Raw genomic sequence first — 14,786 nt, 5'->3', positions numbered from 1 at the left:
ATAATTGAATAACTTACCCAAAACATCATACCGAAAAATTGAGGAGTATGACTAGCTCGATGTCTTAGAGATGAAGAAAGCCTTCGGCACCTCGGTACACCAAACCACACCATCTCCAACTTGACCTGTTTGACAAATAGTGACGATGCGATCCATAAAGACTGGGGCAATCTCATCATTGCAGACAATTTCGATTTTCACTTTTGCCGAATAATCAGTGAGCTCGTCTTTGATATTGAATTTAGCGGTTCGATTGGGAGCACTACAGCCTTCGACCTTAGTCACAGTCATGCCTGGAAAACCTGGGGTTTCCAATAATGCCGTTCTAAGCGCAGCTAATTTATTTGGGCGAATGACCGCCTTCACTTCCATCATGCTTCCACCTCTTTATCTTCAAACCATCTATATAAAACAGGGAGTACTAGCAATGTTAATGCTGTTGAGGTAATTAGTCCTGAAATCACCACTGCAGCCAACGGACGCGTTACCTCAGAGCCTGGGCCGCCAGAGAAGAGCATCGGTACCAAGGCCAGCATAGCAACTGAAGCGGTCATCATGACTGGCCTAAAGCGGTGGCCGCAACCATGCAATAGCGCATCTTCCATAGAGTAACCATCTTCACGTAATTGCTTAATAAATGAAATCAGCACCACCCCATTTAATACGGCAATACCCCAAAGGTTAATAAACCCAACTGCAGCTGGCACAGATAGATACTCTCCGGAAATAAATAAACCAAATACACCACCGATCGAAGCGAATGGTAAAACCAAAATAATCAGTCCAGCTAAGCGCAAGGACTTGAAAAGCATGAAGAGCAGGAAATAGATCGCCAAGATGGTTAGCGGGATAATAATCATCAAACGCGCCATTGCCCGTTGCATATTCTCAAACTGACCGCCCCACTGCAGTGAATAGCCCTGCGGAAGCTCAACTTGTTTAGCAATCAGCTCTTGCGCCTCTTTAACAAAACCTCCCAGATCTCGCCCATCAACATTCACACCTACCACTAAGCGTCGCTTGCCAGACTCTCGAGAAATTTGTGCCGGACCGTCGACAATAGAGATATCCGCTAGATCGCGCATGAGCACCTGAGCACCATCTGGAGAATGCAAAATAATATTGCTGATTGCATCTACGTTATCTCGGTAAGGAGCTGGATAACGTAGCAGCAAGGGAAATCTTCTCTCGCCTTCATACACAATGCTAGCTTGCTTACCACCAATAGCAGTTTCAATCACATCATTTACATCAGAAACATTAATACCGTAGCGGGCAATTGCATCACGATTAATAGTGATGTTTAAGTAATTTTGTCCAGAAGCCTGCTCTATACGCAAGTCATTACTACCTTTCATTTTGGTCAAAATCTGACTAATTTGACCGCCAATCTTTTGCAGCGTAACTAGATCATCTCCAAAAATTTTGATGGCTACCTGTGAGCGAACTCCGGAGACCATCTCATCAACACGTGCTGCGATAGGCTGGGAAATAGAGAGCTCGATACCCGGCAGAGTCTTTAGCTTGTCACGGATCTGCTGAGCGATTTCTTCCTGACTAAACTTGCGATCACCTATAGGCTTAAGCGTCACGATCGGATCAGATTCATTAGGCTGTCCAGGGTCTGCGGGCGACTCACCCTTTCCTAGGCGAGATACTGCCATCTTCACATCTGGGATCGTCATGATGCGTCTGATTGCCTCAAACTCCAGCTTAATAGACTCATCCAAAGAAATATTCGGAGCACGTACGATGACTGGCGTAATAGAGCCCTCTTGCATCACAGGAATAAAAGCTTTTCCGAGAAGGGCAAAGCCAATGATGCTGGCAACTAATCCTATTAATGATCTTTTGACAACCAACTTTGGATTGGCAAGGCACCAATGTAACCAGCGCTCATAGGGAGCCCGCAAACGAGCCACAACCTTTGTGTCATCTTCACTTCCACCTTTGAGGATGTAAGAGCATAAAACTGGCGATAAGGTGAATGAAAGAATGAGTGAGATGGTTAATGCGATTGCAATCGTAATGGCCATTGGCGCAAACATTTTTCCTTCCATGCCCTCCAAAGAAAGAAGCGGCATGAAAACCAAAATAATGATGCCAACACCAAACAGCACTGGAGTACCAACCTCAGTAGCAGCCTCCAAAATAATACGAATCTTCGACTCGCCCATTTTGAGTCTTTCACCTAGCTTGGCAAAGGTGTTTTCTACAACCACTACAGATCCATCTACCATAATGCCAATCGCAATCGCGAGACCACCAAGGGACATTAAGTTAGCAGAGATGCCATACCGATTCATGACCAAAAAAGTTAATAGCGGCGTCAAAATTAAAGTCGCCACCACAATGAGAGATGAACGAACATCACCTAAGAATAAAAATAGCAGAATGACTACGAGAATGACGCCTTCAATCAATACTTTGGCGACATTAAACATCGCCGCATTGACAAGATCCGTGCGATCGTAAAACGGCACGATTTGTAGTCCGTCAGGTAATAACTTGCCCTCATTAATCTCGGCTACTTTGAGCTTAATACGATTAACCACTTCGCGCGCGTTACCACCACGGATCATTTGAATGATCCCAGCAACACTCTCGGTATAGCCATTCTTAATGGCAGCTCCCTGCCGAATTTCGCTACCAATAGTAACTTCAGCTACGTTCTTCACATAGACCGGAATGCCCTTTACTTCCTTGAGAATAATTTTTCCAATATCTTCGGGTTTAGTAATGAGTCCCACTCCACGTATGAGATAGCGCTCTGCATAAGTAGGTAACTGCCCACCACCGGAATTAGCATTGTTTCTGGCAAGTGCTTCATAGATATCTCGAAGACCTACTTGATAGTGACGCAATCTTTCAGGATTGACTAAGACCTGGTACTCGCGTGCATAACCGCCTTGCGTATTAATCTCTGCAACACCTGCGATAGATCGCAACATCGGACGAACAATCCAATCCTGAATCGTGCGACGCTCCTCAAGCTCTTCAACCGTCAGCTGCCTATCGCCATCCGATGGATGGTCGAGTGTGTATTGATAAATTTCCCCCAAACCAGTCGACGGCGGCGCCATAACGGGAGTAATACCCACTGGCATAGCAGAGGCCACTTCAATCAAGCGCTCCGTAACCAGCTGTCTGGCAAAGTAAAGATCTGTCTTTTCTGAAAAGACCAAAGTAATGACTGAAATACCATTGCGATTGAGTGAGCGCATCTCAGTTAAACCGGGCAAGCCCGTCATACTCAACTCAATAGGCACTGTGACAAAACGCTCAACCTCTTCTGGGGATCGGCCTGGAGCCTCCGCTGCAATCTGAATTTGAACGTTAGTAACATCAGGGAATGCATCGACCGATAATCGTTTTGTTGCCAGTAAACCTGCAACAAACAATACCAGTGCAATGATGACAACTAATAAACGCTGTTGTAGTGAGAGGCGAACAATTTTTTCAATCATCGTGACTAACCACCACTCAACTGTCTCTTGCGTTCCGTATTTAAGTGAAAGGCACCATTAACGGCGATTTCCTGACCATCCTTCAGGCCGGAAATGACTGGGCGATAGCCCTTGCCCTCTGGACCTAATTTAACCGTGACCATCCGATAGGTATCTTCATCCTCACGAATAAATACGTGATCATGATTATCTTCACGAATCACCGCGCTAGAGGGAACTAGTAATCGCTCAGTAGGCTGGCTCTCAATCATCATGGTTGCCAACATGCCTGGCTTGATAAGGCTATCTTTATTGGGCACTTCCATTCTGACGACAACTGTGCGTGTTTGCGGGTTGACGATCGAATCGACGTGAGCAACAACACCCTCAATTGATGCATTTCTTAAGGCCGGAATAACTAAGGTTACTTTCTGACCCTTATGAATAAGGTAGGCATTACTCTCTGGAATCTCCGCAACAGCCCAAAGAGTACTTAAGTCAGCAACTGTAAATAAAGCATCAGCAGGTTGAACTACCTGCCCCTTATTAATTTTGCGCTCAACAATTTCACCAGGGATGGTTGCGATGACATTATTGATTGATTCAATCACACCTGATTTAGCCAAACGATCAATGCTAGGTTGATCCATTCCCTGAACGCGTAATTGGTCGTTCGTGGCTCGAAACTCTGCCCTTGCACTACTCGCTTCAGCCTCGCGTCTTTGTAGCTCTGCTAAGGCAATTACATCCTCTTTGTATAAAATTCTGGCACGATTAGCGGCTTGATCAGCCAGCTGACTAGCACTCTTTGCCTTCAAGTAAGACAGCTGAGATTGGGTCAATTCAGTTGAAGTAATTTTTGCCAAAATATCACCCTGCTTAACACGCTGTCCCGGTATCGCCAAAATATCGGACACGCGACCCGTGACATTTGCCCCAATACGCGACAGAAATAGTTCATTGAAATCAACACGGCCAGATGCACGCAGCTCCTCAACAAAGGTGCCGGTATAGATACGTCCGTCGGTAATCATATTGCGTAAGTCGGTATTCACGATCACCACATTAGGATCTTGAACAGATTTGATACTTGGACTGCGATCAAATACGTTGAAGTAATTGAGGATGATCAAAAACAAACAAAACCACGGAAGATAAAAAAGGCTTTTTTGAGTCCACTGAGGACTCTTATCATATTGCTGAGCCACCCGAGGCAAATGGGCGGTAAACCACTCATGAGTCAGTACATATAGATCGTTTTGGGTTTTGATAACAACAGCGATCCATTCTTGTACATAGACTTTTGCAATCGCCAAGTATTGGGTATACCAAGCCTTTAACTGATCTGTCATTACTGTGAACTTTTGCTTCATTGCTTTCCACTCTCAATTTTTGCAATCCACTCTGGGGTTGCTCTTAAACGCTGAATCTCCGTAACAACTGAAGCTAAATCAAAGCGAGCCTTGATCAAATCATTACGAGCCACTCTAAATGTTCTTTGCGCATCCAAATACTCGAGCATGCCGCGCTCACCATAACGGTAAGAAACTTCAGCAATCCGTCTTGCACTCGAAGCCAACTGAACAACCTCTTGATCCAATATTTTTACCTGATAACTTGTCATTTGGTAAAGCTTATAAGCAGTCTCTAACTGCTGCTCCAGACTTTGACTTTGGGCATTTAATTGGTTCCTAGCTTTGGAAGCATTAGCCTCTGCCTCCGCTATCTGACCACCCTTAAAATCCCAAATAGGAATACTTACCACTAAGCCATAAAGGCGATCAGTAAAGTTAGGGTCGTTATATTGCTGGGCTTTAATGGAGAGTCGGGGTAAGCGAGAGTTCTGCTCAAAACTCAGCTTTGACTCAGTTGCCTCGACCTCCGCCTTTGCCTTCTGCAACTCAGGGCTTTGCGCATTAAGCTCATTGAGTAGTATCGGTAAGGGAGGTAATGGCTCCATCTTTAAGGGTTGCGAAAGTACCTCATAGTCCGGCGGCAAGCTATGTCCCACTACCTGCCTAAGCTGGCCCTTGGCCTGCTCAACCCTCAACTTACTTGATTCAGTATTAATTTGCGCATTCAAAAATTCAGTTTGCGCGCGAATCAATTCAAATCGTGCGGTATCACCGACGTCATAACGAATTTGCATGCGATCACGAATTTGCTTCGTCAAACCTAAATCTTCTTGGGCAGCTTTTAATTCTGCATCGCGACGCATCAATTCATAAAAGCGTTGTTGCACCCTAGAAATCATTTCGATTTCAAAAGCAATACGAGTGGCCTCCGCAGCACGGACATTTGCTTCAGCAGCATTTACCCTGGGATAGCGGGTATATGGCATATCCAAAGGCTGAGTCACTGACCACGATGACACATTACCCGTAGTCAACGGACCAGTTGCTGACCTTTGTTGTCCAGTGTTCATTTCAAACTCAGGATTTGGAATCGCGCGAGCCGAAGAGAGTTGTCCCTTAATCGCCTTAGATTGATCTCTTGCGCCTAGTACCTGAGGACTGGACTCTAGGGCCATTCCAATCAGCTCATTGAGTGAAAGTGGTTTTTGACCTTGTGCACTCACTCCTCCTATAAATAGGATGCAAACCACAAAGATCAGCGCAGAACTTAGGCGATTCATTACGACAACTTTAAAGAATAGGTGCGATATCTCATTATCCAGCCTAGTGGACGTAAAAATATGAGAAATTCCCCAGATTAGGGATCTGGGCATGATTTTTGAACAGGAAAATCAAATTTGTACGCTGAAAATTCACGGGATAACCATTTATAAAAATTAAAATGGTCTTGCCTTGATATTGACTCACTCTTATACCGGACCCAAAGGTCGGACTGTCGGCATAAGAGACTCAGAAAGCTGAGCAGGCTACTCCCCATATGTGAGTCTTGATTAGATCATACTTATGACAAATATATTGAATTAAGCATGATTTACCAATGTATAGGCATGTTTCGAAAATGGGTAATATGAACGGAGATGCCAGTTAGAAACTCATAGCGCCATTTTCAATGGATATTGGCCTAATGGCAGCCCCAACCATCAAAGGTTTACATCGAAAACCTATTAATACAAGTAGCGCTATTACTTTTTAGGTTTTAGTGCAGAGCCAGTTTTCTGCCCGGCTGAAGACTGATTCATGCTCGTCATATTCTTCTCAAGGCTTGAAAATGAATCTGTCATAGCCGCTCGAATTAATTCAAAATTCTCAAGGGTGCTATTAAAGGAGGCTTTAAATATTGAGGTGTATGGCTCAGCACCAGCAGGAGAGTTTTGTGTTGCCTCATTCACAAAATGAATTAAGTCATGTTGAGACTCTTTGATCATTGCCTCAGCAATTTTTGACAACTCTTTATTTCCGCTTGCCAAGGCTTGAAAGAGCTGGGACTGATACTCGGCCACCTCTTTAGCAGCGTCCTGCAATACCTCTGCATGGACATAATCAAATGCTGCCTTAGGATCCTGCGTTTTCATCAGCTCTGCTACTTTGGCTTGCATTCGAGAGGAGAGCTCTTGTGCAGCACGCTGATTTAATTGAGCAATCTCCTGAGCACTAGTTAGCGCTACCTGGCCAACCGCCTGAGCAGCCTTCATACCTTTGGTCTGATTTGCCATTCCGCCTAAATCAAATGGATTTTTACTCATACACGTCTCCCTAGTTCAATTGATGATTAATTCAATCTACTCTCGAATGAACAGCATTGAGATAGAGAAATACCACTAGAGGCGGACAAAAATGCAAAAGAGCACCCTTAGGCGCCCTTTTTGGTGAAGCAAGTCAACTTACCCTGGTTTAGCGTACGACGATATTCGCACCCTGACGCAACTGCGAGAGGAATTCAAACTGTTTCTTCTGCATCAAGCCATTACGAATAACTTCTTTAGCTTGCTCATAGGTTGGGGGCTTGCTAGATTTTTTATCTTCCAGCTTTATTAAGTACCACCCCTGTGACATCTGAATCGGCGCAGGGGAAACCTGGCCCTTAGATAAAGCCATGAGAACAGCAGCAATCTGTGGCAGAGTTTGTCCGGCCTGCACCCAACCCACTGCTCCACCTTGAACCTTATTTGGCGCGAGCGAAACGCTCTTAGCCACTTTATCGAAGGACTCACCTTTTTTGATTCTGGCCAGTGCAGCTTGTGCGTCAGCCTCAGTGGCAACAGCAATATCACTCACCTTATATTCCACAATCATGCCCTGCGATCCTAGAGTGGCAATCTCACGGTTATATTCAGCTTGGACATCAGCATCGCTTACGGGATTTTTGGACATATAAGTAGATAACTCTAAGTCTGCCAAATAATTTTGGCGAATTAAAGCCAGTTGACTATTAGCTCTATCAGAGTTAGCTAACCCATCTTTCTCAGCCTGCTGAGAAAGGAGTGAGATTTCAATTATTTTTCCTAAAACTGCATTACGAAGCTCTGGAGAATCTTTTTGACCCTGTGCTAATGCCGCTTGAATACCTTGCTCAACAACATCATTGCTGATGATCACACCATTAACGGAAGCGGCAGCATTCACGGGTAATGCATTCTGAGAATATGCCGCTGTTGAAAGCCCTAAGGCCATTACAAGACTTACGAGATAAGGAATGGATAGGGATTTCATAGATAACTCTCCTCTAAAAAGTAGAAGCAATGTTAACAGTTTGTGATCATTAAAAAGTTAAGGTTGCAGGGATTGGTTCAAATGGCGTAGCGGATTGGGCACCCTGCGCTTCAGCTTGCTCCTCACCATCCGGATTTTTGATATAACGAGCATCAAAAGGCACATTCGGACGCTGACTGATAGGTGGGCGCTCTTGATAAACCGGGCCAGCAGGAGTCTCTATGGGTGCAATAGGCTGGCTATTGAATTCCTGGATTTGCGTTGGGGTGTAAGGGAAGAATGTTTGCGCATTGATAACGCTGGGAGAAACAAAACCAAAAGCAACACTTGAGATATATATTATTCTGAACTGGGCTGAAATACGCATCACTCTTTCCTGTTTGTACTGAGTCAAACATTAGCCAATAGGCTACTGAGGGCTCGGACGCTATGGTTTTATTTTAGGCCCAAAAGAGTTCAAGTGGATACATAAAAAAGGTATCCTAGAATAATTAGTCCATATCGCCCCCTTATGAATACATCCACCTCCTTTGTAATCAAGGTCCATATGCTTGGTGATAAGAATCATTACCAGATTCGCTCTATTCAAGCAGATGATCGTGAGCGAATTATTGAGTTATTCAATCACCTTTCGCCCGATAGTCGCTACCTTCGATTTGCCCACGCAATCTCCAAACTTCCAGATGACTTTCTTGATGACATCTTGCACTTAGACTATAAAAAAGAAATGGCATTACTTGCGGTAATCACCAGCCTCACTGGTACTGAGGAGATTATTGGGATTGCACGCTATGTGACGCCGCCCAATCAAAATGCTTGTGAATTCTCCCTGAGCGTGAGTGATAACTACACTACACATGGTGTTGGTACACATTTAATGCTTGATCTCATTGAACACGCCAAAAAGAATGGACTACAAGAAATGATTGGATATGTTTTGAGTAAAAATTCTAGAATGCTTCATCTTGTCTCTGATCTGGGCTTTCAGACTCACAGACAGGATGATGACCCTGACTTTAAAACTGTGAGCCTGCCACTGTGAACCAATCCAACCAAATCCACTCAGAAAATTCAATCCTCATCTTGATCGATTTACAGGGGCGTTTGATGCCTGCGATCGATCAAGGTGAAGCAGTGCTCAAGCAATGTATTCGCACTGCTCAAATTGCCCAATTACTCGAGATTCCGATTATTGGTACAGAGCAAAGTCCGAATAGTTTAGGAAGTAATCTCGATTCTATTCAGTCTTTTTGCAATAAAACCATTGAGAAAGAGCACTTCAATGCCTGCGCTGACGGCCTGACTGCCGCCATTCCTGATAATCGCCAACAGTGCATTCTGATGGGATGCGAAACCCACGTTTGCTTAATGCAAACTGCGCTTAATCTCATTGATGAGGGCTACGATGTTTCCGTAGTGGTAGACGGAGTTGGCTCACGCCGGGCACTCGATAAGCAAATTGCACTTGATCGACTAAACATTGCTGGAGCACGACTTATTACGGCGGAGATGCTCGGATTTGAGTGGCTAAAGACAGCGCAAAATCCCGTCTTCAAAGAAGTTCTAGCGCTACTAAAATAATAGGGCTGGGCTTGCGAGTCTTTATTTGCTATTCTGCAGCATCACTTAAAGGATTCCTATGACGAACGACACTCAAACCCAAAACGACGAAGATTTTGATTACGGGTGCGAATGCGCCATGACACTCTTAAATGAACCCACTGAAGATTGCTTAAATGATCTGATTGATGAGCTTGATGAAGATGGCATGATCGCCACAGAAGTAGTTTATGGTCTCTTAGCAACTATCCTCATGAGCATCACCTCAGAGGATGAAGATGATGAGGAAGTGCAGTAAAAGGAACTAAGCTGAGACTTTAAAGGCGAACTGATCCATGGCGCATGCCATGGTGATGTCTAGCTCGGTTAAGGCCTTCATGGAATGGGTGCTCAATCGCACCGATACTTTATTCCAAGCGTTTGACCAGTCTGGGTGATGATCTAACTGCTCAGCGAAATCTGCACACAGCGTCATGAATTCAAAAGCGCTCTTAAAGTCCTTAAATACAAACACCCGCTCTAGCTCTTGAGTATCCAGATTTACCCGCCACTCAGGTAACACTTTTGCAAAATCGAAATCTTGAGCAAGTAGATTGGGTTTAGACATTGGGAGCTCCTACACTCTGAGATAGTTTCTGTAAATCATCCGGGTAAAGCCAACGCCACTCACCCTCAGCCAAATCTACTGGCATGATGTATTGTCCGATTTCGGTACGGTGTAACTTGGCAACATGATTACCTACCGCAGCCATCATTCTTTTTACTTGATGATAACGACCCTCAACAATCGTCATTCCTAACACATTCTCTCCAAGCTGCTTGCATGCTGTAGCAAAACAGGGCTTTGGATCATCATCCAAAACAACTCCCGTTAATAAATGATCAATCTGCTTTTGGGTGATGGGCTCAGGAGTCGTGATCTCGTAAACCTTGCCAATGTTTTTCTTGGGTGTAGTCATCTTGTGAATAAACTGGCCATCATCTGATATCAAAATTAAGCCAGTAGTATCAAAGTCTAAGCGCCCGACACATTGCAAGCCTCTTTCTACAAAAGGTTTGGGCAATAAACTGTAGACGCTGGGATGATGCGTAGTTTTATGAGAGCACTCATAGTTTGGCGGCTTATTAAACGCGATATAAGCTTTTTCATGAAACTCCCAATCTTTGCCCTCTACGTTAAGCATTAACCCTTCGGTAGCAATGCGCTCCTCTGGATCATCTGCCGGAACACCATTAACCTTGACTAGGTCGGCATAGACTAAATCGCTGCAATAGCGCCTGGTACCAAAGCCTTGGCTAAATAGTATTTTTTCGAGAGAAATTGGTTTGGCCATATCTTGCCGAGAATACTACAAAGCCACTCTCACAGTGATCGTGGAATCAAGCCGTTATGATGGATACATATCGTCTCCGAGCTTCTTACTTACTACCACCATGCTCTCAACCCCTGCACCCAGAAATCCCCTTCATACTCGTGAAATTACTTTTCAGGGCTTCGCTCGAGAAGATGGTCTATGGGATATTGAAGCGCATTTGCGAGATTTTAAATTTCAGCCATTTACTACTGGCGGAAAAACCTGGGAACCAGGCCAAGCTTTCCACGATATGTGGGTTCGTATTAGCGTCAATACTGAATTAGTGATTCAAGCAATTGAAGTAGCCATGGATAGCCATCCCCACCCAGAATGCCCGCAAGTAATACCCCCAATGGATGCGCTGATTGGAGTGCGCATTGGCAAGGGTTGGCGCAAAACGATCAATGAACATCTTGGAGGCATTAAGGGGTGTACTCATTTACGCGAACTTCTCAGCAATGTTGCCACCGCTGCATTTCAGTCTATTCCAGGTGCATTATTTGACCCGGATGACAACAAACCACCACTCTATTTGGGAACTTGTAAATCTTGGGATTTTGATGGACCAGTAGTCATGCGCGTCTATCCCAAGTTTTACAAATGGAAACCGACAGTCTAAGTTTCCTTAAAGTTCACCACGGTGAATATGGAAAGGATTGAAGGCCTGTTGCACTGGCATGAGTTCTAATAAATTAATATTCATATGGCTTGGTAAGTTAGCAGACCAATAAATAGCCTCTGCTACATCATCCGCACTTAATGCTTTCACTCCGGTGTAGACCTTATCGGCCTTACTATCATCACCCTTAAAGCGCACATTCGAAAACTCAGTTCCAGAGCACATCCCTGGCTCAACGCAAGTAACGCGTACTGGTGTGCCAATTAAATCTGCCCTGAGATTTAAGCTAAATTGCTGAACAAAGGCTTTAGTACCTCCGTAAACATTGCCTCCTGGATAGGGGTAACTTGCCGCCACTGAGCCTAGATTAATCACATGTCCACACTTGCGCTCCACCATTCCCGGTAAAAAAGCGCGCGTCATATGTACTAGCCCCTTGATATTGGTATCAATCATTCGATCCCAATCCGCAAGAAAAGCTTGATGTGCTGGCTCAAGACCTAAAGCCAATCCAGCGTTATTCACTAGCACTGTCACCTTAGCAAATTCGGCTGGTAGTGTGGCTGCGAGTCCATCCACCTTTGCGCTATCGCAAACATCAACAGCTAAAGTGAGTAATTTTTTCTGCTGCTCTGCTGGAAGAGATGCCTTTAGAGCCTCTAGGCGCTCAACTCTTCTGCCTAGCGCAATTACTTGATGGCCATGCGCTAAGAATCGTCTCGCAGTTGCCTCTCCAAAGCCAGCAGTAGCGCCGGTGACTAAAACGGTATGTTCCATATTCTTCAACTTATTTCATGTAATTGACTGAGTCATTTATATTACTGCGTATATGAGATTGTTACGTATTTTTACCCACTGCCTAGTTTCCTTAGGCTTAATAGGAAATGCTGTTGCCGATGAAAGCAAGTTTTCGGGAGGCTTTTTAAACCTAGAGAAAGCATCCGATCAGTATTCGAGTCAGCGGATTTTGGAATTTTGGGGGTATCACAATACCTTTGGAGAACAAACCCAAAGCGACACTTTGAAGCTTCGCTACTACCAGCCACTGCAGTTTGACCAGTGGCGAGGCACCATGCGACTCGATACCTCCTATGTTTCGACTTACGGGCCCACTCTTGCCGAGCAGTCATCTGGCACTTATAACGCCGGTAATACCATGCTCACGGTCTGGGGAAATCACCCCAGTATTCTGAAGAATTGGGAAGGTACATTAGGCGCTAGGGTTGTCTTTCCGTTTGGTAATAACGGGCAATGGGCTGCCGGCCCTCAGATCGGTACAGTATATGTACCAAACAAAGGTAGCGACTCACGACTCTCAGACTTTTCACCTTTACTCAGATATATGTATGGATTTGATACCAAGGGTAATTCGCTTGCTAGCAATCCCAATCAACCGCCCCTAGTGCGTAATCTCAATATTTTTCCAACGCTTGGATTTATTATCTCCCCCAACACTCAAATTCGATTGTGGGATGAGAATGGAATCATCTTGAATACCGGTGGAGGGGGTGGCTGGTTTGTCCCACTCGATGCCATGGTGACCCATCGCCTTAATAAAAGTTTTTTATTCGCGGTGGGTGCCAGCAAACAGATCGTGCAAAGCTATTCTGTTTACGACTGGTCTTTTTATGGAAAGCTGTCGTTTAATTTCTGAGTGGCACTTAACCTAGATTTACCAAATGATCTTTCTGGACAGCAGCTGCTTTCGATTTCACTAAAGCCTCTGCCAACCAAACTTGAAAATCTTCACTGCTCATATTGAGCTGCTTGCGAATACTTTCCAATACAGGCGTACCTGCAATCCACTGATTGACCTCTGCCAACTTCTGACTACGCCATTCCAACAGCTTGTACTTCAGGAGGACCTTAGCACCATGACGTGCATTGCGGTCAGCATCACTTGAGAGGTAATCGAGGCGCGATTTTGCAATCTCAATGGACTTCCTGACATCCGTAAAAGGTTTGCCATGCCCAGGAATAACCAAGGCAACAGAGAGGCTCTCAATCAACTCTAAGGTCTGCGCTACCTCCTCAAAACCACCCTCACCCCAGAGCTCAGGAAAGATGACTCCAAAGCCCTCCTCCCATAGCGCATCAGCCGAGATCAAGATTTGATGCTGCTCTTGGTACAACATGATTGAATGGTTGTCATGGCCAGGGGCTGCCAGAATTTGCCAGCGATAAGGTCCCAAGATAATTTCTTCGCCAGGCACAAGCAGGGCATGATGCGTGAAGCTTGGACATTCTTGCCCCAATTTCTGAAAGCTCAGTAAATCCTCATTCCAGTCTCGTACGGCGATTGCCTCTGCTTCTGGTATCCATATCTCACAATCAAATGCCTCTGATAAGACTGCGTTACCACCACAGTGATCTGAGTGCAGATGAGTGTTCACTACTTTATTTAGCGTTTCCAAGTGATGTTGCTGAAGCGCATGAGTGACTAGATCCACAGTCAGCTGCTGGTGTGCGCAGTAACCACTATCAACTAGCGATACATCTTCCTCACTGAAAAGCAATACATTGTTTGCTGATAACCACCCGCGCTCGAAAATTTCAATTCCGGGTGGGAGCAAGTAATTGCCGATACGCTTTTCAAGTACCGTCATTTTTCTGCGAAGTGATTTCAAGCTTTTGAATATCAAATTGTTGTTGCTTTAGGCGCTGTAATAAATCAGCATAGACTTTTGGGTCGACCTGAGGGGTTCTTGATAGCACCCAAAGGTATTCTCTTCTAGGGTCACTCACAGCCGCTAATTGATATTGCGGATCTAAATCAATAACCCAGTAGTCACCCCACACTAAGGGTAAAAAAGAGAGCCACTCGGGTACGAAACGCACCTCTAATTTGGGTGAATCCTTACCACCAATTTGGCGAGCCAAACCCTCTGCCTCTGAAATCTCACCAGCAGCAGTTTTACAGCTATTGAGGACCCGAAGATTGCCATCGGGCTTAGCGCTATAAACCGCTTTGGTATTGGAGACACACTTTTTTTGAAACCAGTTTGGGAATTTTGCAATCTCATGCCATGTACCTAGGTAACGAGGAACATCTAAAGTAGCGATGGTCTTGACACCCTGATCACCCTGCTGCGCCAGGACTTGGGACGATCCAAGGCAAATCAATAGTGAACTCAATATAGCAATCAATGAAGCGCGAGAATATGGAAATAGGGTCATCAGC

17 protein-coding genes are annotated in these 14,786 nt (G+C 44.9%); 5 read left to right on the top strand and 12 right to left on the bottom strand.

The window, feature by feature from the left end; genetic code table 11:
• Positions 1-51: 51 nt before the first annotated feature.
• From C2759_RS02010 to C2759_RS01980, 7 genes are all read right to left on the bottom strand, one after another.
• Positions 52-375 (bottom strand): P-II family nitrogen regulator, encoded by a 324-nt coding sequence (locus tag C2759_RS02010; RefSeq protein WP_215355872.1) that lies wholly within the window; start codon positions 373-375, stop codon positions 52-54.
• Positions 372-3,467 carry an efflux RND transporter permease subunit gene (locus C2759_RS02005; RefSeq protein ID WP_215355870.1) on the bottom strand — a complete coding sequence of 1,032 codons (3,096 nt, stop codon included), beginning with the start codon at positions 3,465-3,467 and terminating at the stop codon, positions 372-374. Before C2759_RS02005 ends, C2759_RS02010 begins: the two co-directional genes overlap by 4 nt.
• Before the next feature lie 5 nt (positions 3,468-3,472).
• A complete protein-coding gene (locus tag C2759_RS02000; RefSeq protein WP_215355868.1) occupies positions 3,473-4,819 on the bottom strand; it encodes an efflux RND transporter periplasmic adaptor subunit in 1,347 nt (448 codons plus the stop codon).
• The gene (locus C2759_RS01995) at positions 4,816-6,081 is read right to left on the bottom strand and encodes a TolC family protein (protein WP_215355866.1); all 1,266 of its coding nucleotides are present in this window, start codon (positions 6,079-6,081) and stop codon (positions 4,816-4,818) included. Before C2759_RS01995 ends, C2759_RS02000 begins: the two co-directional genes overlap by 4 nt.
• A gap of 462 nt (positions 6,082-6,543) precedes the next feature.
• Complete coding sequence (locus tag C2759_RS01990; protein ID WP_215355864.1) at positions 6,544-7,104, bottom strand: phasin family protein; 561 nt, start codon at positions 7,102-7,104, stop codon at positions 6,544-6,546.
• Between the two features lie 148 nt (positions 7,105-7,252).
• Positions 7,253-8,071: a peptidylprolyl isomerase gene (locus C2759_RS01985; protein WP_251367001.1), complete on the bottom strand. Its 819-nt coding sequence runs from the start codon at positions 8,069-8,071 to the stop codon at positions 7,253-7,255.
• A 49-nt stretch (positions 8,072-8,120) separates the two neighbouring features.
• Positions 8,121-8,438 (bottom strand): hypothetical protein, encoded by a 318-nt coding sequence (locus tag C2759_RS01980; protein ID WP_215355862.1) that lies wholly within the window; start codon positions 8,436-8,438, stop codon positions 8,121-8,123.
• Positions 8,439-8,582: 144 nt separating this feature from the next.
• Here C2759_RS01980 and C2759_RS01975 point away from each other — a divergent pair, with 144 nt between their 5' ends.
• The 3 genes from C2759_RS01975 to C2759_RS01965 are packed head-to-tail and all read left to right on the top strand — an operon-like array spanning position 8,583 to position 9,929.
• A complete protein-coding gene (locus tag C2759_RS01975) occupies positions 8,583-9,113 on the top strand; it encodes a GNAT family N-acetyltransferase (RefSeq protein WP_215355860.1) in 531 nt (176 codons plus the stop codon).
• Entirely contained in the window at positions 9,110-9,652 is a 543-nt protein-coding gene (locus C2759_RS01970; protein WP_251367000.1) for an isochorismatase family protein, read from the top strand. Before C2759_RS01975 ends, C2759_RS01970 begins: the two co-directional genes overlap by 4 nt.
• A 58-nt stretch (positions 9,653-9,710) precedes the next feature.
• On the top strand, positions 9,711-9,929 hold the full coding sequence (locus C2759_RS01965; protein WP_046329638.1) for a hypothetical protein: 219 nt from the start codon (positions 9,711-9,713) through the stop codon (positions 9,927-9,929).
• A gap of 6 nt (positions 9,930-9,935) precedes the next feature.
• Here C2759_RS01965 and C2759_RS01960 read toward each other — a convergent pair whose 3' ends face one another.
• Entirely contained in the window at positions 9,936-10,238 is a 303-nt protein-coding gene (locus C2759_RS01960; protein ID WP_215355858.1) for a 4a-hydroxytetrahydrobiopterin dehydratase, read from the bottom strand.
• Positions 10,231-10,965, bottom strand: a complete 735-nt coding sequence (locus C2759_RS01955; protein ID WP_215355856.1) for a pseudouridine synthase — start codon at positions 10,963-10,965, stop codon at positions 10,231-10,233. Before C2759_RS01955 ends, C2759_RS01960 begins: the two co-directional genes overlap by 8 nt.
• Positions 10,966-11,065: 100 nt before the next feature.
• On the opposite strand from C2759_RS01955, the gene C2759_RS01950 reads away from it, so the two are divergent.
• Positions 11,066-11,605 (top strand): DUF2889 domain-containing protein, encoded by a 540-nt coding sequence (locus C2759_RS01950; protein WP_215355854.1) that lies wholly within the window; start codon positions 11,066-11,068, stop codon positions 11,603-11,605.
• Positions 11,606-11,611: 6 nt separating this feature from the next.
• Here C2759_RS01950 and C2759_RS01945 read toward each other — a convergent pair whose 3' ends face one another.
• Positions 11,612-12,382 carry an SDR family oxidoreductase gene (locus tag C2759_RS01945; protein ID WP_215355853.1) on the bottom strand — a complete coding sequence of 257 codons (771 nt, stop codon included), beginning with the start codon at positions 12,380-12,382 and terminating at the stop codon, positions 11,612-11,614.
• Positions 12,383-12,434: 52 nt separating this feature from the next.
• Between C2759_RS01945 and C2759_RS01940 the strand changes: the two genes are divergently transcribed.
• Complete coding sequence (locus tag C2759_RS01940) at positions 12,435-13,259, top strand: hypothetical protein (protein ID WP_251366999.1); 825 nt, start codon at positions 12,435-12,437, stop codon at positions 13,257-13,259.
• Positions 13,260-13,266: 7 nt separating this feature from the next.
• On the opposite strand, the gene C2759_RS01935 is transcribed toward C2759_RS01940, so the two are convergent.
• Together C2759_RS01935 and C2759_RS01930 are read right to left on the bottom strand one after the other, a co-directional pair.
• A complete protein-coding gene (locus tag C2759_RS01935; protein WP_215355851.1) occupies positions 13,267-14,211 on the bottom strand; it encodes an MBL fold metallo-hydrolase in 945 nt (314 codons plus the stop codon).
• The gene (locus C2759_RS01930; protein ID WP_215355849.1) at positions 14,198-14,782 is read right to left on the bottom strand and encodes a lipocalin family protein; all 585 of its coding nucleotides are present in this window, start codon (positions 14,780-14,782) and stop codon (positions 14,198-14,200) included. The genes C2759_RS01935 and C2759_RS01930 overlap by 14 nt, the downstream gene beginning before the upstream one ends.
• Positions 14,783-14,786 lie beyond the last annotated feature (4 nt).

The sequence above is a fragment of the Polynucleobacter sp. MG-Unter2-18 genome, from assembly GCF_018687675.1.
In the GTDB taxonomy this organism is placed as follows: Bacteria; Pseudomonadota; Gammaproteobacteria; order Burkholderiales; family Burkholderiaceae; genus Polynucleobacter.
This window is presented reverse-complemented; position numbering and strand designations above follow the sequence as displayed.

What these genes read in the sequence shown, in the direction of transcription:
- C2759_RS01950 (WP_215355854.1), top strand. Translation starts at nt 11,066, where the DNA reads ATGCTCTCAACCCCTGCACCCAGAAATCCCCTTCATACTCGTGAAATT.
- C2759_RS01975 (WP_215355860.1), top strand. Translation starts at nt 8,583, where the DNA reads ATGAATACATCCACCTCCTTTGTAATCAAGGTCCATATGCTTGGTGAT.
- C2759_RS01935 (WP_215355851.1), bottom strand. Translation starts at nt 14,211, where the DNA reads ATGACGGTACTTGAAAAGCGTATCGGCAATTACTTGCTCCCACCCGGA.
- C2759_RS01990 (WP_215355864.1), bottom strand. Translation starts at nt 7,104, where the DNA reads ATGAGTAAAAATCCATTTGATTTAGGCGGAATGGCAAATCAGACCAAA.
- C2759_RS02000 (WP_215355868.1), bottom strand. Translation starts at nt 4,819, where the DNA reads ATGAAGCAAAAGTTCACAGTAATGACAGATCAGTTAAAGGCTTGGTAT.
- C2759_RS01955 (WP_215355856.1), bottom strand. Translation starts at nt 10,965, where the DNA reads ATGGCCAAACCAATTTCTCTCGAAAAAATACTATTTAGCCAAGGCTTT.
- C2759_RS01980 (WP_215355862.1), bottom strand. Translation starts at nt 8,438, where the DNA reads ATGCGTATTTCAGCCCAGTTCAGAATAATATATATCTCAAGTGTTGCT.
- C2759_RS02010 (WP_215355872.1), bottom strand. Translation starts at nt 375, where the DNA reads ATGATGGAAGTGAAGGCGGTCATTCGCCCAAATAAATTAGCTGCGCTT.
- C2759_RS01960 (WP_215355858.1), bottom strand. Translation starts at nt 10,238, where the DNA reads ATGTCTAAACCCAATCTACTTGCTCAAGATTTCGATTTTGCAAAAGTG.
- C2759_RS01940 (WP_251366999.1), top strand. Translation starts at nt 12,435, where the DNA reads ATGAGATTGTTACGTATTTTTACCCACTGCCTAGTTTCCTTAGGCTTA.
- C2759_RS01965 (WP_046329638.1), top strand. Translation starts at nt 9,711, where the DNA reads ATGACGAACGACACTCAAACCCAAAACGACGAAGATTTTGATTACGGG.
- C2759_RS02005 (WP_215355870.1), bottom strand. Translation starts at nt 3,467, where the DNA reads ATGATTGAAAAAATTGTTCGCCTCTCACTACAACAGCGTTTATTAGTT.
- C2759_RS01945 (WP_215355853.1), bottom strand. Translation starts at nt 12,382, where the DNA reads ATGGAACATACCGTTTTAGTCACCGGCGCTACTGCTGGCTTTGGAGAG.
- C2759_RS01930 (WP_215355849.1), bottom strand. Translation starts at nt 14,782, where the DNA reads ATGACCCTATTTCCATATTCTCGCGCTTCATTGATTGCTATATTGAGT.
- C2759_RS01985 (WP_251367001.1), bottom strand. Translation starts at nt 8,071, where the DNA reads ATGAAATCCCTATCCATTCCTTATCTCGTAAGTCTTGTAATGGCCTTA.
- C2759_RS01995 (WP_215355866.1), bottom strand. Translation starts at nt 6,081, where the DNA reads ATGAATCGCCTAAGTTCTGCGCTGATCTTTGTGGTTTGCATCCTATTT.